Annotated in this window: 22 protein-coding genes and 2 tRNA genes; 15 read left to right on the top strand and 9 right to left on the bottom strand. The window is 72.0% G+C overall.

Going from position 1 to position 22,094, the window contains the following annotated elements; translation table 11 throughout:
* Positions 1-86: 86 nt before the first annotated feature.
* The gene (locus IEZ27_RS38660) at positions 87-317 is read left to right on the top strand and encodes a transposase (protein WP_189651810.1); all 231 of its coding nucleotides are present in this window, start codon (positions 87-89) and stop codon (positions 315-317) included.
* 40 nt (positions 318-357) lie between these two features.
* Positions 358-430 (top strand) — tRNA-Thr (locus IEZ27_RS38655).
* A gap of 235 nt (positions 431-665) precedes the next feature.
* Here IEZ27_RS38655 and IEZ27_RS38650 read toward each other — a convergent pair.
* Positions 666-2,069, bottom strand: a complete 1,404-nt coding sequence (locus IEZ27_RS38650) for a hypothetical protein (RefSeq protein ID WP_189651809.1) — start codon at positions 2,067-2,069, stop codon at positions 666-668.
* A gap of 211 nt (positions 2,070-2,280) precedes the next feature.
* Between IEZ27_RS38650 and IEZ27_RS38645 the strand changes: the two genes are divergently transcribed.
* The 8 genes from IEZ27_RS38645 to IEZ27_RS38610 all read left to right on the top strand — a co-directional run bounded on the left by IEZ27_RS38645 (position 2,281) and on the right by IEZ27_RS38610 (position 7,503).
* The gene (locus IEZ27_RS38645; protein WP_189651808.1) at positions 2,281-2,601 is read left to right on the top strand and encodes a hypothetical protein; all 321 of its coding nucleotides are present in this window, start codon (positions 2,281-2,283) and stop codon (positions 2,599-2,601) included.
* Between the two features lie 448 nt (positions 2,602-3,049).
* Positions 3,050-3,123: transfer RNA gene (locus IEZ27_RS38640), tRNA-Met, on the top strand.
* A gap of 71 nt (positions 3,124-3,194) precedes the next feature.
* Positions 3,195-3,359: a 50S ribosomal protein L33 gene (gene rpmG, locus IEZ27_RS38635; protein WP_019632658.1), complete on the top strand. Its 165-nt coding sequence runs from the start codon at positions 3,195-3,197 to the stop codon at positions 3,357-3,359.
* A 212-nt stretch (positions 3,360-3,571) separates the two neighbouring features.
* Positions 3,572-4,021 (top strand): MaoC family dehydratase N-terminal domain-containing protein, encoded by a 450-nt coding sequence (locus IEZ27_RS38630; protein WP_189651807.1) that lies wholly within the window; start codon positions 3,572-3,574, stop codon positions 4,019-4,021.
* Position 4,022: 1 nt separating this feature from the next.
* Positions 4,023-4,451, top strand: a complete 429-nt coding sequence (locus tag IEZ27_RS38625; RefSeq protein WP_189651806.1) for a MaoC family dehydratase — start codon at positions 4,023-4,025, stop codon at positions 4,449-4,451.
* A 107-nt stretch (positions 4,452-4,558) separates the two neighbouring features.
* Positions 4,559-5,521 (top strand): hypothetical protein, encoded by a 963-nt coding sequence (locus IEZ27_RS38620; RefSeq protein WP_189651805.1) that lies wholly within the window; start codon positions 4,559-4,561, stop codon positions 5,519-5,521.
* Positions 5,522-5,659: 138 nt separating this feature from the next.
* Complete coding sequence (locus tag IEZ27_RS38615; RefSeq protein ID WP_189651804.1) at positions 5,660-6,700, top strand: UDP-N-acetylmuramate dehydrogenase; 1,041 nt, start codon at positions 5,660-5,662, stop codon at positions 6,698-6,700.
* Positions 6,701-6,936: 236 nt separating this feature from the next.
* Positions 6,937-7,503, top strand: a complete 567-nt coding sequence (locus tag IEZ27_RS38610) for a TMEM165/GDT1 family protein (protein WP_125643453.1) — start codon at positions 6,937-6,939, stop codon at positions 7,501-7,503.
* Here the strand turns inward: IEZ27_RS38610 and IEZ27_RS38605 are convergent.
* Together IEZ27_RS38605 and deoC are read right to left on the bottom strand one after the other, a co-directional pair.
* The gene (locus tag IEZ27_RS38605; protein ID WP_189651803.1) at positions 7,500-8,180 is read right to left on the bottom strand and encodes a hypothetical protein; all 681 of its coding nucleotides are present in this window, start codon (positions 8,178-8,180) and stop codon (positions 7,500-7,502) included. The genes IEZ27_RS38610 and IEZ27_RS38605 overlap by 4 nt on opposite strands.
* A gap of 29 nt (positions 8,181-8,209) precedes the next feature.
* A complete protein-coding gene (gene deoC / locus IEZ27_RS38600) occupies positions 8,210-9,139 on the bottom strand; it encodes a deoxyribose-phosphate aldolase (protein ID WP_189651802.1) in 930 nt (309 codons plus the stop codon).
* A gap of 207 nt (positions 9,140-9,346) precedes the next feature.
* Here deoC and IEZ27_RS38595 point away from each other — a divergent pair, with 207 nt between their 5' ends.
* The 4 genes from IEZ27_RS38595 (at position 9,347) to IEZ27_RS38580 (ending at position 14,978) form a co-directional block, all read left to right on the top strand.
* Entirely contained in the window at positions 9,347-9,493 is a 147-nt protein-coding gene (locus IEZ27_RS38595; RefSeq protein WP_189651801.1) for a hypothetical protein, read from the top strand.
* 101 nt (positions 9,494-9,594) lie between these two features.
* Positions 9,595-12,450 carry a helix-turn-helix transcriptional regulator gene (locus IEZ27_RS55380; RefSeq protein WP_308427337.1) on the top strand — a complete coding sequence of 952 codons (2,856 nt, stop codon included), beginning with the start codon at positions 9,595-9,597 and terminating at the stop codon, positions 12,448-12,450.
* A gap of 84 nt (positions 12,451-12,534) precedes the next feature.
* Positions 12,535-13,953, top strand: a complete 1,419-nt coding sequence (locus IEZ27_RS38585) for an aldehyde dehydrogenase family protein (RefSeq protein WP_189651799.1) — start codon at positions 12,535-12,537, stop codon at positions 13,951-13,953.
* 179 nt (positions 13,954-14,132) lie between these two features.
* Positions 14,133-14,978, top strand: coding sequence for an aldehyde dehydrogenase family protein (locus IEZ27_RS38580; protein ID WP_189651798.1), 846 nt, complete (start codon positions 14,133-14,135; stop codon positions 14,976-14,978).
* Here IEZ27_RS38580 and IEZ27_RS38575 read toward each other — a convergent pair.
* From IEZ27_RS38575 to IEZ27_RS38565, 3 genes are read right to left on the bottom strand one after another with little or no spacing between them, the layout of a single operon-like run.
* Complete coding sequence (locus IEZ27_RS38575; protein WP_189651797.1) at positions 14,975-16,414, bottom strand: amidase; 1,440 nt, start codon at positions 16,412-16,414, stop codon at positions 14,975-14,977. The two genes, IEZ27_RS38580 and IEZ27_RS38575, sit on opposite strands and share 4 nt — an antisense overlap.
* Positions 16,415-16,433: 19 nt before the next feature.
* On the bottom strand, positions 16,434-16,607 hold the full coding sequence (locus IEZ27_RS38570) for a hypothetical protein (RefSeq protein ID WP_185845077.1): 174 nt from the start codon (positions 16,605-16,607) through the stop codon (positions 16,434-16,436).
* Positions 16,600-17,430, bottom strand: a complete 831-nt coding sequence (locus IEZ27_RS38565) for an SPFH domain-containing protein (RefSeq protein ID WP_189651796.1) — start codon at positions 17,428-17,430, stop codon at positions 16,600-16,602. The genes IEZ27_RS38570 and IEZ27_RS38565 overlap by 8 nt, the downstream gene beginning before the upstream one ends.
* Positions 17,431-17,487: 57 nt before the next feature.
* Between IEZ27_RS38565 and IEZ27_RS38560 the strand changes: the two genes are divergently transcribed.
* Entirely contained in the window at positions 17,488-18,666 is a 1,179-nt protein-coding gene (locus IEZ27_RS38560) for a threonine synthase (protein WP_229824736.1), read from the top strand.
* A gap of 22 nt (positions 18,667-18,688) precedes the next feature.
* Here IEZ27_RS38560 and IEZ27_RS38555 read toward each other — a convergent pair whose 3' ends face one another.
* From IEZ27_RS38555 to IEZ27_RS38545, 3 genes are read right to left on the bottom strand one after another with little or no spacing between them, the layout of a single operon-like run.
* A complete protein-coding gene (locus IEZ27_RS38555; protein ID WP_189651794.1) occupies positions 18,689-19,378 on the bottom strand; it encodes a hypothetical protein in 690 nt (229 codons plus the stop codon).
* Entirely contained in the window at positions 19,375-21,768 is a 2,394-nt protein-coding gene (gene hrpB / locus IEZ27_RS38550) for an ATP-dependent helicase HrpB (protein ID WP_189651793.1), read from the bottom strand. Before hrpB ends, IEZ27_RS38555 begins: the two co-directional genes overlap by 4 nt.
* A complete protein-coding gene (locus tag IEZ27_RS38545; RefSeq protein WP_125643432.1) occupies positions 21,755-22,072 on the bottom strand; it encodes an ArsR/SmtB family transcription factor in 318 nt (105 codons plus the stop codon). Before IEZ27_RS38545 ends, hrpB begins: the two co-directional genes overlap by 14 nt.
* Between the last annotated feature and the right edge of the window lie 22 nt (positions 22,073-22,094).

Raw genomic sequence — 22,094 nt, 5'->3', positions numbered from 1 at the left:
AGACACTTCTTGGTGCCGACTTGGCATGGGTGTAACGGTTGTGGCGTGGCGGAAAATGAGAGACCCGGCGGCTAATGTGTGCCGCTATGGACAGGCGATGGGTCGGCCTCGACGGTGTCGAGGTGGTGCCGGTGATGCGGGCGGGCCGCCAGGTGCTGCGGGTGCGCAGGAACGGGTGGCTGGTCGCCGACTGCCGTTCGGTCGAGGAGGTGGCCGGGCACGTCGACCTGGCCGACCTGTGCGAGGTGGTCGACCTCGCCGCCCGCCGCCGATCCGGCCACGCCATGGAGGCCCGTACGAGTTCGCATCATGGGTGAGTGCCGTGTATGGTTACACCTGTCCGCAGCGAGCGGACAGGCCCCTATAGCTCAGTCGGCAGAGCGTCTCCATGGTAAGGAGAAGGTCAACGGTTCGATTCCGTTTGGGGGCTCCCAGTTTGAGCAGGCTAAACGCCCGATCCGAGAAATCTCGGACTCGGGCGTTTTTCGTTTCCCGACGTCTTCCGCTGTCCTTGCGCTACAAAACGGACAAAAGCATATAAGGCGGACTGTGGGGCAGTAGGGCTTACAAGGGTTGGTTGCCCTGAGAACCCCGGACGTTGGGAAACGTCCGGGGTTCTCACATGGCGGCCCCCGTGACTCGCCTCTTGTGTGCCGACCCGTGGTTCAGGTGGTGCCGTCCAGGGGTGCGTAGGCGAAGTGGCGGGTGTCGGCGAAGGTCTGGGGGCCGGTGAGCCGGTAGTCGTGGGCGGCCTCGCTGGTGGTGTGGTACGGCCCCACGTCCACGGTGTCCGCGATCGACCAGACGCCCTTCACCTGCTGCTTGACGACGTAGAGGAACTCGTTGAAGTCGAGGGAGGAGGAGACGAAGCTGTTGACCACGGTCAGGGAACGCCGGCCCGTGGTCAGCGCCGGAGGCAGGTCGACGGTCTGGTCGCGCCAGCGGTAGGTGTTCTCGACGGGCAGCGGGTGCCAGGAGCCGGCCGGGGAGCCGTTCACGGTGATGGCGGCCTGCTGCATGGCGATGCCGGCGTCCAGGCGGCGGATCAGGCGTACGCCGGTGTTGGCGGGATCGACGGTCACCGCGAACCGGCTCGAACCTCCGGGCCCGAACGCGCGGCCGTCGTCCGAGACCGAACGGCCTTGAGTGACGGGATCGGCCTGTCGCGGCGCCGCCCACCACCCGACCGCCACACCGACCCCCACGGCTCCGGCCACCACCAGGGCCGCCGTCCCGGCCGCCCGTCGCCGCCCCCACTCCCGCAGCCCGGCCCCGCCGCCTCCCGGAACGGCCAGTTCGCCGCCGAGTGTGGGCGCGGTGACAGGGAATCCGCCGGTCATGGGGGCGGCGGCCACGACCACGCCGACCGGAAGCCCGCCGATCGGGAGAACGTCGTCGGCGGGAGGACGGCCGAGCGGATGCGTGCCGCTGCCTGCCATCTGGGGGTCTGCGGGGGGATCGCTCCTTTCGGGGGGCACGCCCCCGGCGGGCAGGGAGACGCCTTCAGGAGGCGCGGTGCCCTGGCCGAGGTCTTCGAGGGGCGCGGCGCCGGGGAGCCCGCCGAGGGGTACGGCGGCGGGCCGGGTGAGGTCCCAGAGCGACGCGGCGCCCGGGGTGAAGTCTTCAAGGGGGGTGGTGCTGGCGCGGGTGGGGCCTTCGAGGGGGGTGATGCCCGGCCGGGGCAGGGCGCCGGCCGACGGGGTGAAGGCGTCCGGGGGGTGGTTGATCGTGGACAGGACGGTCTGGGCGAGTTGGTAGTTCGTGGGAGGCATGCGGGCAAGCCGTACGCGTTCCCACGCCCGTTCCCATTCGGGCACCCGGTGTTCGGGCACCCCACACGCTCGCAGGAACGTCACCATCACCGCCTTTTTGGGGAATCGTCGCCCGGCCAGCATGTCCGCGCAGGTTGCCCGGGGAAGGCGGGGGCCGCCCGCTCTGTCGGCCCGTGCCTGAAGCTCCCGCAGCGACACGTCGGCCCGCGCGAACTGCTCGGCCAGGAGCCTCACCAGGCCCTCATGGCAGTTCACGGATTCGACGCCGGGTTCCGCGCCTTCCTGGTCCTCGCCCATCGCCCCTCTCCCGACCGGCTTCCTCTGTCCGACAGTGTACGAACGATGACCGAGCGTGTCCGGGGGGATTTCAGTGGCGTCCGGGCCAGGCTCACATATGGACGACTGCGGACGAGCATGTCCGCCGTCCTGTTGGACACCGGCATCTGGCCGCTTTCCTGGCATTCGGGCGCTCACCAGCGCCGATTCCTGAGCAGAAGAGGAAGACGACATGAACAGGAAACTGGCCCTTGCCGCCGGTATCGCCGCCGCCCTTTCCGGCCTCGTCATCCCGGCCGCCCCCGCGTCCGCCGGCTCCCTGCAGTGCAACAGCGGCCGGGCCCCGGAGGACTCCTACGTCGGCCGGGCCGACTGCCACAACCCCACCGGCCAGACCTGGGTGTACCGCGCCGTGATCACCTGCGGCTGGAGCCCGGACGTCGTGGGCCCGTGGGTCACGCTCGGGCCCGGCGCCTCGGGCCGCTCCGAGGGCAAATGCGCCAGCTGGGGCAGCGGAGTGGGCGCCGTCGGCGTCGACGAACGCGGGGCGTAGCCCTATGGGCGGCGAAGGCTCGGCCATGCGGCAAGGCCAGGCGTAGCCCTACGGGCGGCGGAGGCTTGGTCTTGCGGGGGTGTGCCGGGGCTTGCCGCCATTTGCTCGGGCGCCCGGGTGGTGTGTGTCCCCTTACGCCGCCGCCCGGGTGCCCGCTGCGCCGTCCCCTCCCGTCCCCTCCCGCCGCCGGCGCGGGTGTCCGTTCGCGGTCGTACGGCTGCCCGACGGGCGTTCTCGGCCCAGCGCGTGCGTTCGCCTGGGGAGGGGGCGGCTGCTAGTGTGACGTTGGCCTCCGCAGGTGATTCCCCAGGCGAGACCTAGGTGGCATGGTCGGATTTCGATTGTCGGAGGTTCCTGGGGCATACTGGTAGCACCCCACCCGATCAGGTGAGTTACTAATGTGCTCCCCGCTTCGGGTATCCTCTACGGGCCGGGAGTTTCCGGCCAAGGCGGAGTAGCTCAGTCAGGCAGAGCAAACGGCTCATAATCGTTGTGTCGCCGGTTCAAGTCCGGCCTCCGCTACTACCCAATCCCAGGTCGGTCGGCCTGGGCACGGGTGTGTCCATGTCCCGAACGTAGAAAGGCACTCCCAAGTGGCTGCCACCGACGTTAGGCCGAAGATCACGCTGGCCTGCCAGGAGTGCAAGCACCGCAACTACATCACGCGGAAGAACCGGCGCAACGACCCGGATCGGCTTGAGCTGAAGAAGTACTGCCCGAACTGCCGCTGCCACCGCGCGCACCGCGAGACTCGATAGCGGTACTTCTGTCTCCACATCGCACAACCGGCGTCCTCTGCAGGGCGCCGGTTCGTCGTGTTTCACCTGCTTTGAGGGCCCTGCCTCGGCGCTGACCCGGGCCCCGGCAAAAAGCGTCCCATCCCCGGCGACAGCCGAACCTTGTTCTGTTACCGTCTGCCTCAGCAGCGCTCGGTGAAGACAGTTCGGTGAACACGTACGAGGGAGCACTGATGGCCTTGAACCGTGACTTCGTGGGCAGGACGTACCCATCCGCCGCCCCGTACGAGGTCAGCCGGGTGAAGATCAAGGAGTTCGCGGCCGCGATCGGTGACAACAACCCGGTCTACCGCGACAGGGAGGCCGCCAGGGCCGTCGGGTATCCCGATGTGATCGCGCCGCCCACGTTCCCCATCGTGTTCAGCCTCCAGGCGGGCGGCGAGGCGCTGGTCGACCCCGAGCTGGGCCTGAACCTGGCGATGGTGGTCCACGGCGAGCAGCGGTTCGAGTACGTCAGGCCGATCTGCGCGGGCGACGAGCTGTTCACCATCGCGACGATCACCGATATCAGGAGCGCGGGCCGCAACGAGCTGCTGACCATCAGGAGCGACGTGACGACGGTCACGGGCGAGCCGGTCTGTACGACCTACAACACGGTCGTCGAGCGCGGAGGGGCGGGCTGAGATGGCGGCCACGGTGAGGTACGACGAGGTCGAGGTCGGGCAGGAGCTCCCGGCGGCGGACTACAACGTGCGCAGGCTGAACCTGGTGATGTACGCCGGCGCCTCCGGCGACTTCAACCAGATCCACTGGAACGAGCGCTTCGCCAGGACCGTCGGGCTGCCCGACGTGATCGCGCACGGCATGTACACGATGGCCCAGGCGGCCAGGTACGTCACCGACTGGGCGGGCGATCCGGGCGCCGTGGTGGACTTCGGCGTGCGGTTCTCCTCGATGGTGATCGTGCCGGACGACGATCAGGGCGCGACTATTGCGGTCAGCGGGGTCGTGGAGGAGAAGCTTGAGGACAAGCGGGTGGTCATCGGGCTGACGGCCAAGGCGGGCGACGCGCGGGTCCTCTCGCAGGCACGCGCGGTGGTGCAGCTCTCCTGACACCCTGCTGTGTCAGGCAGGGCGCGTCTCCCGATGCCGTGACGTGCCGGGGGCGCGTCTCCTGATGCCGTGATATGTCGGGTGGGTCGCGGGTAGCGCGTGTTGGTATGAGTGAAGCTGCGCGACAGGTCTGGCCCACGGTCCGTTCCATCCCCGTGTCGTCGGTGACCGACTCCAAACCCCCGGCTCACCTGCGTCCCATCCCCCCGGAGCAGGTGGCGGGCAGCACCGGCACCGGACGGGACACGACCGGCGGCTCGGCCACCGGCGTCGGCACCGGGCGGGCCCGGCCCAGAGGCGCCGGCGCGCACGGGAACCCCGCCGCCGCGCTGGGCTTCTCCGGCGACCCCGGCCAGCACGGCGACCCCGAATACACGATGCTGCACGCCCAGCGCGTCTGGGACGGCACCCTCGCCACCAACCGCATGGACGACCTGGGCGTCAACACCGAGCGCCAGCGCGTCGAGACCAAGGGCGTCACGGTCGCGGTGGGACTGCTGGTGGCCGGCCGGCCGGAGGACGCGCTGACCTGCGTCCAGTCGGTGATCGACCATACGCACGCGCGGATCCTGGCTCTCGACCTGGGGAACATCGACGGTGCGGGGGACGTCCTGGACGAGCTGGCCGGGCGTTACCCGGAGCGGATCGCGGTCTGGCACGTCGCCGAGACCACGCGTGCGGACGGGGGCACGGTGGGGTGGGGCGAGTGCCGTACCAAGTTGTTGCGGCTGGACGAGTCCGAGGTGCACGTGCTGATGGAGACCTCGCTCGTGCTGACGGGGGAGGCGCTGACCCCGCTGGTGGCGGCCATCGTCGAGGGGGCGGTGGCGGCGGGGTGGCAGGCGGCCGAGTCCGGGGAGCCGGGCCGGGTGGAGGCGCTGCGGTGCGACCTGATGGCGGTGCGCAGGGCGGCGGCGCTGGGGGCGTTCCCCGAGGACGCGGAGCGCGGTCCGGACGCCGACCTGGAGTTCTCCCACGCGCTGGAGGGCGAGCTGGTGGTGCCCGAGGGGCCGCTGCCGGTCCGCCGGATCGGCTCGGAACGACGCGACGAGCAGGCGATCGGCGGCTGAGCCCCCGCATACGGGCCGGAGAAGCGACTCAGGACCGAGGCCGGGCGGCTCAGGACCAAGGCTGGGCGACTCAGGGCCGGGGGCCGGGAGGGCCGGGAGGGTGCCGGGCATCGAGAAGGGCTCATAAGCTTGGGGGCCATGGAGATGCTCGCGTCGCACACCACCCTGGGCCTGGGCGGCCCCGCCCGCGACTTCGCCGAGGCGGTCACGGCGGAGCAGCTCGTGTCGCTGATCGCCGAGGCCGACATGAACGGCGTGCCGACCCTCGTGCTCGGCGGCGGCAGCAACGTGGTGATCGGTGACGACGGGTTCGACGGGCTGGTCGTCAAGGTGGCGACCGAGGGCGTGACCGTCTCCAGGGACGGCGAGCAGGTGCTGCTCACGGTCGAGGCGGGCCAGGACTGGGATCCGCTGGTCGCACGCGCCGTGGCCGAGGGCTGGTCCGGCATCGAGTGCATGTCCGGCATCCCGGGCCTGGTGGGCTCGACCCCGATCCAGAACGTCGGCGCGTACGGCCAGGAGGTCGCCCAGACCATCAGATGCGTACGGGCCTACGACCGGCTCACCCGGCAGGTGGTCGACCTGGAGGCGCGCCAATGCGGGTTCTCCTACCGCGACAGTGCCTTCAAGCGGGACCTGTCGCGGCACGTGGTGCTCGCGGTGACGTACGCACTGGATGTGTCGGACATGTCCGGGCCGGTGGCCTACCAGGAGCTGGCCGGGCGGCTCGGGGTGGAGCTGGGCGCCCAGGTGTCCCTCGGCCTGGCCCGCGAGGCCGTCCTGGGGCTGCGGCGGGGCAAGGGCATGGTGTTCGACCCGGCGGCCGACCCCGACAGCCGCAGCGCGGGCTCGTTCTTCACCAACCCGATCCTGACGGCCGAGGAGGCCGGGGAGCTGGCCGGGCGCGCGCCCGGCCACCCGCGCTGGGACCTGCCGGACGGCCGCGTCAAGGTGCCCGCGGCCTGGTTGATCGAGCAGGCGGGCTTCCCCAAGGGCTACGAACGCGGTCCGGTGCGCATCTCCACCAAGCACACGCTGGCCCTCACCAACCCGGCGGGCGCGGCCACCGCGGCCGAACTGCTGGGGCTGGCCGCGGAGGTGCGCGACGGGGTGCGCGAGAAGTTCGGCGTCACGCTGGTGAACGAACCGGTGCTGGTCGGCTGCTCGCTGGCGGAGTAGCGGCGGGAACAGAGTCCTCATGAGGGCTGTTATGGTGTGTTGGAAATTCCGAAGGGGAGTAGTCCCAATCGTGTGATCGACATACTGGCGCGTGATCGCGCCCGGTCACACGGGCCTTGACGGGCGGACGAGACCTTCGGCCTGGCAGTCATCGATGAAGACGCTGCTGGGCCGAAGTCGTGCCCGAAGATCCCCTGGGTGTCCGCTTCCGGTCCGGTCGCGCGGAAGAGGATCGGTTGGAAGCGTTCTGGATCAGTCTCGCGGTCATTTTCGTGGCCGAGCTGGGCGACAAGAGCCAGCTCATGGCGATGACGTTCGCGACCCGTTTCAAGCCTTGGCCCGTGATCGCGGGCATCACGATCGCCACCGCCGTCGTCCACCTGCTGAGTGTGGCCGTGGGCGGCCTGGTCGGTGACGCGCTGCCGAAGACGGCCATCTCCGTCGTGGCCGGCGTGGCCTTCCTCGGGTTCGCCCTCTGGACGTTGCGCGGCGACGAGCTGACCGAGGAGGAGGCCGGCAAGGCCGGCCGTACGACCAGGAACGCCCTGATCGCGGTGACCGTGGCGTTCTTCCTGAGCGAGCTGGGCGACAAGACGATGCTCGCCACGATCACCCTGGCCACGCAGCACGGCTGGTTCGGCACCTGGATCGGCTCGACCGTGGGCATGGTCGCCGCCGACGCGCTGGCCATCCTCGTCGGCCGCCTGATGGGCAAGCACCTCCCGGAGAAGGTCATCCGGTACGGCGCCGCCGCCGCGTTCGCGGTGTTCGGCATCGTGCTGCTCGTCGAGGCGATCCTCTAGGGACGCGGCGGCAGCGCGTGCCGGATCTCGGTGTGGACGTCGGCGAGCAGGCCGAGCACGTGCTCCCGGGCCTCCCTGGTGAACGCGGCCTCCACCGCGCGGGCCGCGGGCCCCTCGGTCAGCCAGGCGAGGACCTGTGCGTACGCCGGCGCGCCGCGGTCCCAGAAGGCGTTGGTGAGCCGGCGTCCGGACAGGCCGTCGGTGACGAAGTCGCGCAGGTGCTCGATCGCCGCGTCGTCCTCCAGCCCGGCCCAGAGGTCGAGGCAGGGCGCGAGGTCGAGACCGGCGGCGGCGAGGGCGCACAGGACCGTGCCGGCGGACGGACGGGACGGATGGCGGCCCAGCGTCTCGCGCCACCACGCGTACAGGAAGCCGGTGATCGCCTCGCGTTCGGCGGCCGGCCAGCCCTGCCAGCCCGCGACGGCGAGCTTGCCGAGGACGATCTCCGGATCGGGGTAGGAGAAGGCGTCCGCCGCGGCGCATTCGAGCAGGCGCGGCAGGAAGTAGCGGAACTCGGGCACGCCGCCCCACGTGGTGAGCGCCTTGGCCGCGTACCGGGCCAGGGACGCGGCCTCGATCGCCGCGACCGGACCCGACAGGAGGCACGCGCCCGCACCCGGCTCGACGCAGTGAGGGCAGCCGGGCACGGCCGCCGGCCTGGCGACGGCGCCGAACACCTCGTAGAGCCGCCCGAGGGCCGTCGCGGTCAGTCGAGGGTGAAGTAGTCGGGGCCCGCGTAACGGCCGGTGGCGAGCTTCTGGCGCTGCATGAGCAGGTCGTTGAGCAGCGAGGACGCGCCCAGCCTGAACCAGTCGGGGGTCAGCCAGTCGTCGCCCGCCGTCTCGTTGACCAGCACCAGGTTCTTGATGGCGTCCTTGGTCGTGCGGATGCCGCCGGCCGGCTTCACGCCCACCTGGCGGCCGGTCGCGTCGCGGAAGTCGCGCACCGCCTCCAGCATGATCAGGGTCACCGGCAGCGTGGCCGCGGGGGACACCTTGCCGGTCGAGGTCTTGATGAAGTCGGCGCCCGCGATCATCGCCAGCCAGGACGCCCGGCGCACGTTGTCGTAGGTCGCCAGCTCGCCCGTCTCCAGGATCACCTTCAGGTGGGCCGGACCGCAGGCGGTCTTGACCGCGACGATCTCCTCGAACACCTTCGTGTAGTCGCCGGACAGGAACGCGCCGCGGTCGATCACCATGTCGATCTCGTCGGCGCCCGCGGCCACGGCCAGAGCCGTGTCGCTCACCTTGACCTCCAGCGAGGAACGCCCGCTGGGGAACGCGGTGGCGACCGAGGCCACCTTCACCCCCGACCCGCCCACCGCCTGGACGGCCACCGGCACCATGTCGGGATAGACGCACACCGCGGCCACCTTGGGGGCGCCGCCGCCCGGGTGGACGGCCTTGGTGCACATGGCCCGCACCTTGCCCGCCGTGTCGGCGCCTTCGAGCGTCGTCAGGTCGACCATGGAGATGGCCAGGTCGATGGCCTGGGCCTTCGCGCTGGTCTTGATGGAACGGGTGCCGAGCATGGCCGCCCGCTGGTCGGCGCCCACCCGGTCGACTCCGGGAAGGCCGTGCAGGAAGGCGCGCAGCGTCGCGTGGGACGAGGCGACGTCCGCGAGCGAGGTAGTCACAGTTGACACCTTCACAGCATCGCCGACCACGGCCGTTACCTCCAAACCGGGGTGGAACGGCGGCCTAAGGCGGTGGGGGTCCGGTCCTAGGTATGTCCCGCCCGTCTGAGGCCCGGAGATAAGGCATCCACCCGATGTGCCGGGGCGGGCCTTAGACCGAGCATTAAAGGTGTCAGAAGAACGCACCAAATGTGCAGGAGAAAGATGATGAACCCCGAGATCGAGTACGAGCTCATGAAGAACCACGCCAACGAGCTCCGGCAGGCCGCCGCCGAGCACCGCCGCGTACGCGAGGCCATGAAGGGCAACAAGGCCGGGCGCCGCTCGGTCTTCGGCAAGCGCCGTTCGTCATGACCGTCCCAAGAGAGCCCGGCCATATCCTCGCTCCTGGCCGGGCCTCTGAACCCCCTTAAACCCGTCGATAGCGACTGATAGGGCATGGCATGCTGAACGACATGCTGGGACGTTCGGTGAGTCCCGTCTTCGTCGGGCGGGCGGAGGAGCTCGCCACTCTCGCGGAGAGCTTCGACGAGGCACGTAAGGGCACGGTGACGGCCGTGCTGATGGGCGGAGAGGCGGGGGTCGGCAAGAGCCGGCTCGTGCAGCGCTTCGCCGAGTCCTGTCTGGCCGACGGCGCTCAAGTGCTGATCGGCGGGTGCGTGGAGCTGTCGACCGAGGGTCTGGCGTACGCGCCCTTCACCGCCGCGCTCAGGCAACTCGTCAGGGAGCACGGACCGGCCGCGGTGGCCGCGCTGCTGCCCGAGGGGGCCGAGCGCGATCTGGCCAGGCTGCTGCCGGAGTTCGGCGAGCCCAGCGGCGACGGGGAGACCGACACGGGCCGCGCCCGGCTCTTCGAGCAGTTCCTCACTCTGCTCGAACGGCTCGCGGACAGCCGCCCCACGGTCCTCGTCATCGAGGACATCCATTGGGCCGACCGGTCCAGCCGCGATCTGATCGCCTTCCTCAGCCGCAACCTGCACGCCCCGCAGGTGCTCATCCTCATGACCTACCGCTCCGACGACCTGCACCGGCAACATCCGCTCCGCCCGGTCCTGGCCGAGCTCGGCCGGGTCAACGGCGTGCACCGCCTGGATCTGCCCCGCCTGTCGCGGGACGAGGTGGCCGCCCAGATGGCCGGCATCCTCGGCGCGGCCCCCGAATACGTGAAGGTCCAGAAGGTCTACGAACGCAGCGAGGGCATCCCGCTGTTCGTGGAGGCCCTGCTCGACGGCGGCGAGGACTGCACGTTCCCCGAGTCGATGCAGGACCTCATACTCAACGCCGTCGAACGGCTGCCCGAGGAGACCCAGCGCCTCCTGCGCATCGCCGCCGCCGGCGGCAACCGGGTCGGCCACGCGCTGCTGGCCGCCGTCAGCGGTCTGTCCGACCTCGACCTGGAGGCGGCCCTGCGGCCCGCCATCGCCGGGAACGTGTTGCAGATCGCCGACAACCGCGCCTACGTCTTCAGGCACGCGCTGATCCAGGAGGCCGTGCACGAGGAACTGCTGCCCGGCGAGTACCAGCGCCTGCACGCCCGGTACGCCGAGGAGATCTCCAAGGACCGCACGCTCGTGCCGCCCGGCCGCGCCGCCCTCGAACTGGCCCACCACTGGTACGGCGCCCGCAACGACCTCTGGGGCCTGGTCTCCGCCTGGGAGGCCGCGCAGAAGTCGTTCAAGGCGTACGCCTACACCGAGGCCGTGCCGCTGCTGGAACGCGTGCTCATGCTCTGGGATCGGGTCCCCGACGCCGCCCGGCGCATCGGCGCCGACCACACCGCCGTGCTCGAACGCGCCTCCGAGGCCGCGAACGCCGGCGGCGAGGTGGACAAGGGCGTGAAGTTCGTCAAGGCCGCCCTGGCCGAGCTGGACGAGACCGAGGAACCCGGCCGGGTCGCGCAGCTCATCGTGCGGCAGGCGTCGTTCAAGGTGTCCAAGGGCCAGATGGGCGTGATCGAGCTGCTCAGGCACGCCCTTCGGCTCGTCCCCGAGCCGGGCCCGGTGCGCGCGGAGGTCGCCATGACGCTGAGCAGGCAGCTCATGCTCCGCGGCAACATCGCCGAGGCCGAGGAGCTGATCGTCGAAGGGCTCGACCTGGTAAGGCGGTCCGGCGACCGATGCCTCGAAGGCGACCTGCTGATGAACCTGGCGCTCGGCCACTCGCTCAGAGGCGAGCTGGAGCAGGTCATCGCCGTCAACGAGCAGGCTACGGGGCTCGGCAAGGCCGGCGGCTCGGGCCGCATCATCGTCAGGGCGATCGGCAACAACATCGACTCCCTGATCGACATGGGCCGCGCCGAGGAGGCCCTGCGCCTGTCGGAGGAAGGCTGGCGGTACGCCAAGAAGTACGGCCGGCTGCGCGGCAGCGGGCTGTTCATCCTCAACAACTGGGCCGAGGCGCTGGAGTCGCTCGGCCGCTGGGACGAGGCGCTCGACCTGGTGGAGAGCGCGCTCAACTACGGCCCCAGCCTGCGCACCCAGTACGCCCTGCTGCGCGTGCGGGCCGACATCGGGCTGGCCAGGGGCGAGCTGCAGCTCGTCGAGGGCATCCTGTCGGAGATCGGCGTGCTCAAGGACCGCCCGGAGGACTTCGTCCAGGACGTCATCAGCAACGCGCGCCTGCACATCGGCTGGCACCTGCTCAAGGGCGAGCCGTGGGCGGCGCTGGCCGTGGCCGAGCGGGCGCTGTCGCATCCGCGGTTGCCGAGCAAGGCCATGCTGGGCTGGCGGCTGCTCTCGCTGCTGCGCACGGTCTGCGACGCGGCCGAGGACCTCGAACCCGGTCGTACCGCCGCGGTCCGGGCGCACGCCGCCGAGGTGGCGGCCGAGCTCACGATCAGCGGGCCGGTGGCGGAGGCGTACCGGCTGTCCTACAGCGGTGACTTCGACGCCTCCGCGGCGGCGTGGGAGCGGCTGATGCGTCCGCACAACCAGGCCAAGGCCCTGCTGCGGGCGGCCGGCTGCGCGGCCACGAGCGGCGACAGGGAGGGTGCGGCGGTCCGGCTCGGGCAGGCGCGCCCGCTGGCCGTCGCGCTGCGCGCCACCCCGCTGGTCGAGCAGATCGAGGCGCTCTCACGCCGCGTGGGCGGCGGCCAGCAGGCCCAGGAGGCGACGTCGGAGGTGCTGACGCCGCGCGAGCTGGAGGTGCTGCGCCTGGTGACCCAGGGCCGGACGAACAGGGACATCGCCGCCGAACTGTTCATCTCGGCGAAGACGGTGAGCGTGCACGTGTCGAACATCCTGGCCAAGCTGGGCGTCACCACCCGCGGAGAGGCCGCCGCGGCGGCGCATCGCCTGTCACTCCTGTCCTAGAGGCTCCGCGCCCCTCTGAGCACTCGGACCGACCGTCTACGCTGGCAAGGTGATGTCCCTATACCTCACCCTGGGCTGACGCCGATGTTCGACTACGCACCCGCGCCAGAGGCGCGCGACATTGTCGATCTGAAGCCGTCGTACGGGTTGTTCATCAACGGTGAGTTCGTGGACGGCTCCGGCTCCTCCTTCAAGACGATCAACCCGGCGACCGAGGAGAAGCTGGCGGAAGTCGCGTCCGCCTCCTCCGACGACGTCGACCGGGCCGTGCAGGCGGCGCGCAAGGCGTTCGGCGTGTGGAGCGCCCTGCCCGGCGCCGAGCGGGCCAAGTACCTGTTCCGCATCGCGCGCCTGATCCAGGAGCGGGCCCGCGAGCTGGCCGTCCTGGAATCCCTCGACAACGGCAAGCCCATCCGCGAGTCCCGCGACGTCGACGTGCCGCTGGTCGCGGCCCACTTCTTCTACTACGCGGGCTGGGCCGACAAGCTGGCCTACGCAGGGTTCGGCACCAAGCCGCTCGGTGTGGCCGGCCAGGTCATCCCGTGGAACTTCCCGCTGCTCATGCTGGCCTGGAAGGTCGCGCCCGCGCTGGCCTGCGGCAACACCGTCGTGCTCAAGCCGGCCGAGACGACCCCGCTGACCGCGCTGCTGTTCGCGGAGATCTGCCGGCAGGCCGAGCTGCCGCCCGGCGTGGTCAACATCATGACCGGCGCGGGCGAGACCGGCGCCGCCGTGGTGGCCCACCCCGACGTCAACAAGGTGGCCTTCACCGGCTCGACCGAGGTCGGCCGGATCATCGCCCGCGCGGTCGCGGGCACCGACAAGAAGCTCACGCTGGAGCTCGGCGGCAAGGCCGCCAACATCGTGTTCGAGGACGCGGCCATCGACCAGGCGGTCGAGGGCATCGTCAACGGCATCTTCTTCAACCAGGGCCACGTCTGCTGCGCGGGCTCCCGGCTGCTGGTGCAGGAGTCCGTCCACGACGAGCTGCTGGAGTCGCTGAAGCGGCGGCTCGGCACGCTGCGGCTCGGCGACCCGCTCGACAAGAACACCGACATCGGCGCGATCAACTCGGCCGAGCAGCTCGCCAAGATCCGCGAGCTGTCCGAGGCCGGGGCCGACGAGGGCGCCGAACGGTGGTCGCCGGCGTGCGAGCTGCCCGACCGGGGCTACTGGTTCCCGCCGACCCTGTTCACCGGGGTCGCCCTGTCCCACAGGATCGCCCGGGAGGAGATCTTCGGGCCGGTGTTGTCCGTGCTGACCTTCCGCACGCCCGCCGAGGCCGTGGAGAAGGCCAACAACACCCCGTACGGGTTGTCGGCCGGGGTCTGGACCGAGAAGGGGTCGCGCATCCTGTGGATGGCCGACCGCCTGCGGGCCGGGGTCGTCTGGGCCAACACGTTCAACAAGTTCGACCCCACCTCGCCGTTCGGCGGCTACAAGGAGTCGGGCTATGGCCGTGAAGGCGGGCTCGCGGGGCTGGAGGCCTACCTTGACGTGTGATCATCGCCGTGCCGGGCGGGCCGGGCGGCGTGCCCAGGCCACCCGCGGCCACGCCTTCGCCCGCGCCGGGCGGCCCGTACGCGTCGGCTGGTACGCCCACCGCTGCGGCGTCAGCCGGTGCGGCCAGGTGTTCGCCCCGGTTCAGACGTCGCAGGAGTCCACGTGGAGAGGTCGGGGCGATGAGTAGGTTGTCCGTCAGAAAGACCTACAAGCTGTACATCGGCGGGGCCTTCCCGCGCTCGGAGAGTGGGAGGTCCTATCCCGTGACCTCGCCCAAGGGTGACTTCCTCGCCAACGCCTCACGCGCCTCGCGCAAGGACGCGCGCGACGCCGTGGTGGCCGCGCGCAAGGCGTTCCCCGGCTGGTCGGGCGCGACCGCCTACAACAGGGGGCAGATCCTCTACCGCGTCGCCGAGATGCTGGAAGGGCGGCGCGGGCAGTTCGCCGAGGAGCTGGGCACGGGCAAGAAGGCCGCCCTGGAAGCGGTGGACGCGGCGGTCGACCGGCTGGTCTGGTACGCGGGCTGGTCCGACAAGATCACGTCGGTCCGCGGGGCGGCCAACCCGGTGGCGGGGCCGTACTTCAACCTGTCCTCGCCGGAGCCGACCGGGGTCGTGGCCGTGGTCGCGCCCGCCGATCCGCTGCTCGGGCTGGTGTCCGTGGTCGCGCCCGTGATCGTGACCGGCAACACGTGCGTCGTGGTCGCCTCCGAGCCCTCGCCGCTCGCCTCGATCACGCTGGCCGAGGTGCTGGCCACGTCCGACCTGCCGGGCGGGGTGGTCAACGTCCTGACCGGGCGGCAGGCCGAGCTGGCGCCCTGGCTGGCGGCCCACATGGACGTCAACGCGCTCGACCTGACCGGGGTCGAGGACGCCGACCTGGCGTTGCGCTGCGAGCAGGAGGCGGCCGAGAACCTCAAGCGCGTGCTGCGGCCCGTACACGAGGACTGGACGGCCGATCCGGGGATCGGGCGGATGACCCGGTTCCTGGAGACCAAGACCGTCTGGCATCCGGCCGGCGTCTAGGAGAAACCGGGCGGCCGCAGCGGCGGGTGGGCCGCCTGGAGCTGGGCGGCCAGGGCCAGCAGGTGCGGCTCGCCGCCCGGCGGCGCCACGAGCTGCACGCCGATCGGCAGCGCGCTGGAGTGGGTGGCGACCGGCACCGTGATCGCCGGCCAGCCGCACATGTTCCAGGGGCCGGTGGCGGGGGCGTACCTGACGTTGGCCAGCAGGTTGCGCACAAGGCCGCGCCGGCCCCAGCGTTCGGCCCGCGGCGGGAGGGCGGCCAGCGCCGGCGTGATCAGCACGTCGGCGTCGCCGAACCAGGTGTCGGCGCCGTAGCCGCTCCAGCGTTCGCGCCCGCGACGGCCGTCCAGGTTGAGCGCGGTGAGCACCCGTCCGGCGCGGGCGAGCGCGCGGGTGCGGCGTTCGAGGAGGCGCGCGTCCAGGCCGCCGGTCGCGGCGGCGGCCCGGCCGAGCCAGGTGGCGACCGTGGCCGGGCCGAGCCAGGCGGGCAGCCGCCGCGGGTGCTCGACGACCGTGTGCCCGGCCTGCCGCAACGTCTCGGCCGCCGCCCGTACCGCGGCCTGGAACTCCCGGTCGACGGGCAGTCCGGCGGGCAGCGGCTGCGGGGCGTAGGCCACCCGCAGGTCGAACGGCTCGGGGCTGTCCTGGGGCGGCTGGGGCTCCCACACCTCGTCGTCGTCCGCCCAGACCGAGCGGAGCATGCGCGGCTTCGGCTCGACCCGGCGGCCGGTACGCCACGCCTCGGCCAGCGCCGGGTCGGCGGCCAGGACGGACAGCGCGAGCGACAGGTCGGACGCGGTCGTGGCGAGCGGGCCGTTCTCGCTGAGCCCGTCCCAGTCGTCGGCGGGCGGCGGGACCAGGCCGGTGCCCGGCTTGACGGCCAGCACGCCGCAGCAGGCGCCCGGGATGCGCAGCGATCCCATGCCGTCGTTGCCGAGCGCAATCGGCGTCATCCCGGCCGCCACCGCCGCCGCGCTGCCCGAGGACGAGCCGCCGGCCGTACGGGCGGGGTTCCAGGGGTTGCGGACGATCCCGTACGTGCTGTCGCCGAAGCCGACCAGCCCCAGCTCCGGCAGGTTCGTCAGGCCGACGACCACCGCGCCCGCCGCGCGCAACCGGGCCACGGCGGGATGGTCCTCCAGGGCGGGGACGTCGGAGGTGCCGGCCGAGCCGCCGCGGGTGGGTTCGCCGGCCACCTCCAGGTTGTCCTTGACCGCCACCGGGACCCCGGCGAGCGGCAGGTCGGGCAGGTCGCGGCGTTTCCCGACGGCCCGCGCCTCGTCCACCGCCCGCTCCCTGACCAGCCGGAACGCCCCGACCCGGGAATCCCGTTCCGAGATGCGGTGAAGGTGCTCCTCAACGACGGTCGTGGCCGTGACGTCGCCGCGCCGGACGGCCGTCGCGATCTCGATGGCGGTCCTGCCTGCCCACAACATGTCTAGAGTGTGCAGGTTTTCACTCTTCCTTGCGAGAGCTCCTGCCCGGCTCCCGCCCGGCCTCCTTCAACGCCAGCCGCAGTGCGAACTCGATCTGCGCGTTGATGCTGCGCAGGTCGTCGGCCGCCCACTTGGCGATGGCGTCGTAGACGGCCGGGTCGAGGCGGAGCAGGAGCTTCTTGCGCTCAGCCATACAGACTGCCGGTGTTCACCACCGGCTGAGTCGCCCGGTCACCGCACAGGACGACCAGGAGGTTGGAGACCATCTGGGCCTTGCGCTCCTCGTCGAGGTCCACGACCCCCTCGGCGGCCAGCCGGTCGAGCGCGAGCTGGACCATGCCGACCGCGCCCTCGACGATCCGGGTGCGGGCGGCGACCACCTGGCTGGCCTGCTGGCGCACCAGCATGGCCTGGGCGATCTCGGGCGCGTAGGCCAGGTGGGTGATGCGGGCCTCCAGGATCTCGATCCCGGCCAGCTCGGTGCGCTCGCGCAGCTCGGCGGTCAGCTCGCCGGCGACCTCGGCGCCGTCGCGCAGGCTGGTGCGCTCGGGGTCGTGCGAGTCGTACGGGTGCGTGGTGGCGAGGTGGCGCACCGCGGCCTCGGACTGGATCGCGATGTACTCCTCGTAGTCGTCGACGGAGAAGGCGGCCTTGGCCGTGTCGCTGACCTTGTAGACCACCACCGAGGCGATCTCCACCGGGTTGCCGTCGGCGTCGTTGACCTTGAGCTTGGCGGTCTCGAAGTTGCGCACCCGCAGGCTGATCCGGCGCTTGGTGGTGAACGGCGCCACCCACTGCAGGCCCGGCACCTTGACCGTGCCGACGTAGCGGCCGAGGAACTGCACGACCTTCGCCTCGTTGGGGTTGACCACGGTGAAGCCGGTGGCGGCGAGCGCGAAGAGCACGACCCAGGCGATTCCGAGCGTCTCGATCGAGACCAGCGCCGCGCCGCCCGCCAGCACGAGGAGGACGAGCAGGACCAGGAATCCGTTGATCCGGAAAGCACGACGTTCCATCGCGACTCCTTGCTATCGAAGTGATATCACCATGATAGCCATATAAACTCCATGCGCGTGAACGGATCTTCGCTTGCCATCCGCCAGCGCTCGCTGGGCGACCCTTCGATCGAGTTCCCGCTGTCTCCGCCGCTCACGAGGGGCTGCCCGCGCACCAGCACCGACGAGATCGCCTACCCGGTCGAGGTCGTCTACGACTACGCGCGCCTCGACAAGGGCCTGTTCGACCAGGCGCCGGGGCCGGACATCGGGCGCTGGTCGCCGCTGCTGCCGCCGCTGGAGGCGCCCACGCTGGGCGAGGGCGGCACGCCGTTGCTGGAGTTCGACGGGATCTACCTCAAGGACGAGTCGCAGAACCCGACCTGGTCCCACAAGGACCGGCTCAACCGGGTCGCGATCAGCGCGGCCCTGACCGAGGGCGCGCCCGGCGTGGTGGTGGCCTCGTCGGGCAACCACGGCGCCTCGACGGCCGCGTACGCCGCCCGCGCCGGGCTGCCCGCCATCGTGCTCGCCTCGGCGCAGTCGCCGGCCGGCGTGCAGGCGTTCGTCCGGGCGTACGGGGCCCAGGTGTACTCCGTACCGGTGGACGAGCGGTGGCCGCTGCTGCGGGAGATCGTGGACCGGCTGGGTTACCACCCGATCAGCAACCAGACGGTCACCCACACCGGGCACCCGTACGGGCCCGAGGGGTACAAGACGATCGCGTACGAGCTGTTCCTGCAGCTCGGACGGGTTCCCGCGGCGGTCTTCGCGCCCACGGGCTACGCCGAGTTGTTGTTCGGGACGTGGAAGGGCTTCACCGAGCTGCGGCTGCTCGGGCTGGCCGGGGCGACGCCGCGGATGTTCTCCTGCGAGCCGGCCGCGGGCGGCCCCAACGCGCGCGCCCTGGCCGAGGGGACGCCCGCGGCGATCGTCGAGCTCGGGGCCAGCGAGGCGTACGGCATCGCGGGGTCGGTCGGCGGGCACCGCGGCGTGCTGGCGGTCCGCGACAGCGGCGGCGAGGCGGTGCTCGTCACGGACGAGGAGATGCGCGCGGCCCAGCGGGACCTGGCGCGGCAAGGGGTGTGGCAGGAGTTGTCGGGGGCGGCGGGCCTGGCGGGCTACCGGAAGCTGCGGCGGGACTTCGACGGGCCCGTGGTGTGCATAGGCACGTCCAGCGGGTTCAAGGACATGGGGGTGGGCGAGGAGGTCTTCCCGGTGCGGGCGGGCCTGACGGTCGCCGACCTCGCCCCCTGACGCCCCTGCGCGGGGACGGCCGTCAGGGCTTGAGCCAGACGCGGAGAGGGCCGAGCGTGGTGAAGCCGTGGGCGAGGGCGTCGGAGGGGTCGCTCTCGTAGCCGACCAGCGGGCGGCCGGGGAACAACTCGGCCGCCGTCGCCACCGTGCCCGCCCAGGCGGCGGCCAGGTCGCAGCCGGAGGCGAAGACGTTCGAGACGCCCGTCACCGTGCCGCTCGCGTTGAGCACGGCGCCGCAGACGACGTCGCCCCCGATCCGGCCGCACAACACCCGTACGTCGGGGTCGTCGAGCAGCGCGGGCGGGAACAGGTCCGGCGCGCCGCCGGAGAAGCAGGCGTCCGCCCACTCGCGCAGCGCGCCCGCGTCGGCGGCCACCTCCCACGCGATCGGGTCGCCGGTGGCGGCCAGGAGGGGGCCGCGCGGCGCCTCCGGCGCGGGACGGTGGATCCACTCGGCCGAGAACAGCACGTCGAAGCCCGGCAGGTCGAGCGTGGCGAAGCTGTCCTTGACCGAGGCGCCCGAGGACGCGTCGATGCCGCCGAGCACGTCGGCCGCCCCGGCCTCGGGGGAGAGCGTGACGGCGTCGGGATAGAACAGAGGGGTTCTGGCCGGGTTCGTCCAGGCGAGTGGGCCGAAGACGCCGGGGCGGCCGTGCGCCCGGCACATCGACTCGCACCAGGCGGCGTTGTTGCGGACGGCTTCGTCGATCATGGTCGGCTCCGGTTGGCGCGGCGGGTGGGCGGCGCGGTGAGCGGGTCCTCCGGCCATGGGTGTTTAGGGTAGCGGCCCCTCATCTCGGCCCGTACGGACCGGTAGCCGTCACGCCAGAACGAGGCCAGATCGGCGGTCACCGCCACCGGACGCCCCGCGGGCGAGAGCAGGTGGACCAGCAGCGGGACGCCGGCGATGCGCGGGGCCTCGTCCCAGCCGAACAACTCCTGGAGCTTCACCGCCAGCACCGGCTGCTCGCCCGAGTAGTCGATCCTGATCTGCGAGCCGCTGGGGACCTCGACACGTTCGGGGGCCACGTTCTCCAGGCGTTCGCTCCACGGGATCAGGCGGCGCAGGGCGGCGGCCACGTCGATCCGCTCGACGTCGGAGCGGCGGCGGGCCCTGGACAGCTCCGGCTCCAGCCACTGGTCGGCCAGGGCGATCAGGTCGTCGGTGGCGGGCCACGGGGGGCCGGCCGCGCGGTGGGCGAAGGTCAGGCGGTCCTTCAGCTCCTTGGCCTGCCGCGTCCAGGTCAGGAGGTCTTCGGTGCGCAGGCCGTGCAGGATGGCGGGGCGTACGTCGGCGTCCTTGAGCGGGGTGGCGGACAGCTCGATCGCGCCCAGGCGTTCGACCACGCGGGCCGACACGTCGCCGCGCCGCTCGCCCGGCGGGACCCGCCAGGTGACCTCCTCCTCGACCACGGCGGGCAGGGCCAGCCGGGCGATCTCCTCGTCGATCACGACGGCCTGGCGTACGCGGGCCGAGGCCGAGCCGGTGGGCCTGTCGGCGACCGCGATCGCCAGCCAAGGCGCGGTGGCCAGGCCGGAGCCCTCGGCGAGCTGGGCCTGCGTGCCCGAGGCCATGAGGTAACCGCCGCCGCGCCGCCGTGCCACCCGCTCGGGGAACGCCAGCGCCACTGCCATTCCGGCCAGCACGTCGTCGCTCACCTCGCGCCGGTCGTCCGGAGGACGGCGATCGGTGACGCGGGTCAGGCGGGCGGTCTCCTGGCGCCAGCGGGCGGCGAAACCCGTGCCGCCCCTCCGGGCCGCGCGCCAGACCTCGGCCAGGTCGTCCCCCGCGTCCCTGGGCAGTTGCTCCGACAGCAGCGCCACCACCTCCGCCGCCCGCGGCCCGAGGTCGAGCAGGGCCCTGGCCAGACGGGGATGCACGCCCGCGAGCGCCATCCGCCGCCCGCGCGCGGTCACCCGCCCGGACTCCAGCGCTCCCAGGACCTCCAGGGTGCGGAGTGCGGCCGTCATCGCGGCGGGCGGCGGCGGGTCGAGGAGGGCGAGGCCGACGGCGTCCGCGTCGCCCCAGCAGGCCGCCTGGAGGGCGAACCCGGTCAGGTCGGCCAGCGCGATCTCCGGCCGCGCGTGGTCGGCCAGCCGCTCGTGCTCGGCGGCCGACCAGCAGCGGTAGACCGCCCCCTCGGCCTCCCGCCCGGCGCGGCCGGCCCGCTGGTCGGCGGACGCCTTCGAGACCCTGACCGTGGTGAGCGAGCCGAGCCCCCGGGCATGGTCGGTACGGGGCTCGCGGGCCAGCCCGGAGTCCACCACCACGCGGACGCCCGGCACCGTCAGGCTCGACTCGGCCACCGACGTGGCCAGCACCACCCGGCGGGCCGTACCGGGCGACAGGACGGCGTCCTGCACGCGGGCGGGCGCCTGGCCGTGCACCTGGAGCACGTCGAGGTCGCCCAGCATCCCGGCGACCCGGGCGATCTCGCCCACGCCGGGCAGGAAACACAGGACGTCGCCGTCGCGCTCGGCGTAGGCACGCCGTACGACCGAGGCCACGTGGGACAGCAGCGCGGGATCGACGCGCAGGCCGTGCGGCGGCGCGACCGGGCGCTCCGGCGGCGCCCACACGGTCTCCACCGGATGGACGGACCCGGAGGCCGCCACCACCGGCCCGCCGAGCAGCATGGACCACGGGGTCGCGTCGGCGGTGGCCGAGGTGGCCAGCAGGCGCAGGTCGGGCCGGAGCGTGTCGCGTACGTCGAGCAGGAACGCGAGGGCGGTGTCGGCGTCGAGGTGGCGTTCGTGGCACTCGTCGAGCATGACCGCGTCCACCCCGGCGAGCTCCTGGTCGCGCTGGAGCCGCTGGAGCAGCACGCCGGTGGTGACGACCTCGACCATGGGGTTCGCGCCGGTGTGCCGCTCGCCGCGGATCGTGTAGCTGACGCCCATGCGCCGGGCCGCCGCGCGTACGGCCAGCCGCCGCGGTTCGGCGACCAGCACCCGCAGCCCGGCCTCGGCCAGCGCCAGGGGCACGACCGTGGTCTTGCCCGTGCCGGGCGGCGCGGTCAGCACCGCCGTACGGTGCCGGTCGAGTGTGGCGAGCAGCTCGGGGAGCGCGTCGTGGATGGGGAGCCGGTCAGGTCGTGACATGCGAGGCCGACAACACCGAGTCGAGCAGACCGGGGAAACGTTCGTCGAGGTCGTGGCGGCGCAGGCTGATGAACTTGAGCCTGCCCTCCTGCTTGGAGACGATCACGCCTGCCTGCCGCAGCGCGCGGTAGTGGTGGGAGGCCGTCGACTTGTGGACGCCGAGGTGGTCGCCGGCGGCGCTGCACGTCATCTCGCCGAGGGTGGCCAGGCGGATCACGATCTCCAGCCGGACGGGGTCGGAGAGGGCGCGGAGAACCTCGGTGAGCTGGATGTCCTCCTTCGAGGGGTGCGGTAGCAGGCGCATGGTGGCACCCTACCTCCCTCCT

This window comes from Nonomuraea spiralis, assembly GCF_014648435.1.
GTDB lineage: Bacteria > Actinomycetota > Actinomycetes > Streptosporangiales > Streptosporangiaceae > Nonomuraea > Nonomuraea spiralis.
This window is presented reverse-complemented; position numbering and strand designations above follow the sequence as displayed.

Coding starts and splice junctions, on each gene's coding strand:
- IEZ27_RS38660 (WP_189651810.1), top strand. CDS start 87: ATGGACAGGCGATGGGTCGGCCTCGACGGTGTCGAGGTGGTGCCGGTG.
- IEZ27_RS38650 (WP_189651809.1), bottom strand. CDS start 2,069: ATGGGCGAGGACCAGGAAGGCGCGGAACCCGGCGTCGAATCCGTGAAC.
- IEZ27_RS38645 (WP_189651808.1), top strand. CDS start 2,281: ATGAACAGGAAACTGGCCCTTGCCGCCGGTATCGCCGCCGCCCTTTCC.
- IEZ27_RS38630 (WP_189651807.1), top strand. CDS start 3,572: ATGGCCTTGAACCGTGACTTCGTGGGCAGGACGTACCCATCCGCCGCC.
- IEZ27_RS38625 (WP_189651806.1), top strand. CDS start 4,023: ATGGCGGCCACGGTGAGGTACGACGAGGTCGAGGTCGGGCAGGAGCTC.
- IEZ27_RS38620 (WP_189651805.1), top strand. CDS start 4,559: ATGAGTGAAGCTGCGCGACAGGTCTGGCCCACGGTCCGTTCCATCCCC.
- IEZ27_RS38615 (WP_189651804.1), top strand. CDS start 5,660: ATGGAGATGCTCGCGTCGCACACCACCCTGGGCCTGGGCGGCCCCGCC.
- IEZ27_RS38595 (WP_189651801.1), top strand. CDS start 9,347: ATGAACCCCGAGATCGAGTACGAGCTCATGAAGAACCACGCCAACGAG.
- IEZ27_RS55380 (WP_308427337.1), top strand. CDS start 9,595: ATGCTGGGACGTTCGGTGAGTCCCGTCTTCGTCGGGCGGGCGGAGGAG.
- IEZ27_RS38585 (WP_189651799.1), top strand. CDS start 12,535: ATGTTCGACTACGCACCCGCGCCAGAGGCGCGCGACATTGTCGATCTG.
- IEZ27_RS38580 (WP_189651798.1), top strand. CDS start 14,133: ATGAGTAGGTTGTCCGTCAGAAAGACCTACAAGCTGTACATCGGCGGG.
- IEZ27_RS38575 (WP_189651797.1), bottom strand. CDS start 16,414: ATGTTGTGGGCAGGCAGGACCGCCATCGAGATCGCGACGGCCGTCCGG.
- IEZ27_RS38570 (WP_185845077.1), bottom strand. CDS start 16,607: ATGGCTGAGCGCAAGAAGCTCCTGCTCCGCCTCGACCCGGCCGTCTAC.
- IEZ27_RS38565 (WP_189651796.1), bottom strand. CDS start 17,430: ATGGAACGTCGTGCTTTCCGGATCAACGGATTCCTGGTCCTGCTCGTC.
- IEZ27_RS38555 (WP_189651794.1), bottom strand. CDS start 19,378: ATGATCGACGAAGCCGTCCGCAACAACGCCGCCTGGTGCGAGTCGATG.
- hrpB (WP_189651793.1), bottom strand. CDS start 21,768: ATGTCACGACCTGACCGGCTCCCCATCCACGACGCGCTCCCCGAGCTG.
- IEZ27_RS38545 (WP_125643432.1), bottom strand. CDS start 22,072: ATGCGCCTGCTACCGCACCCCTCGAAGGAGGACATCCAGCTCACCGAG.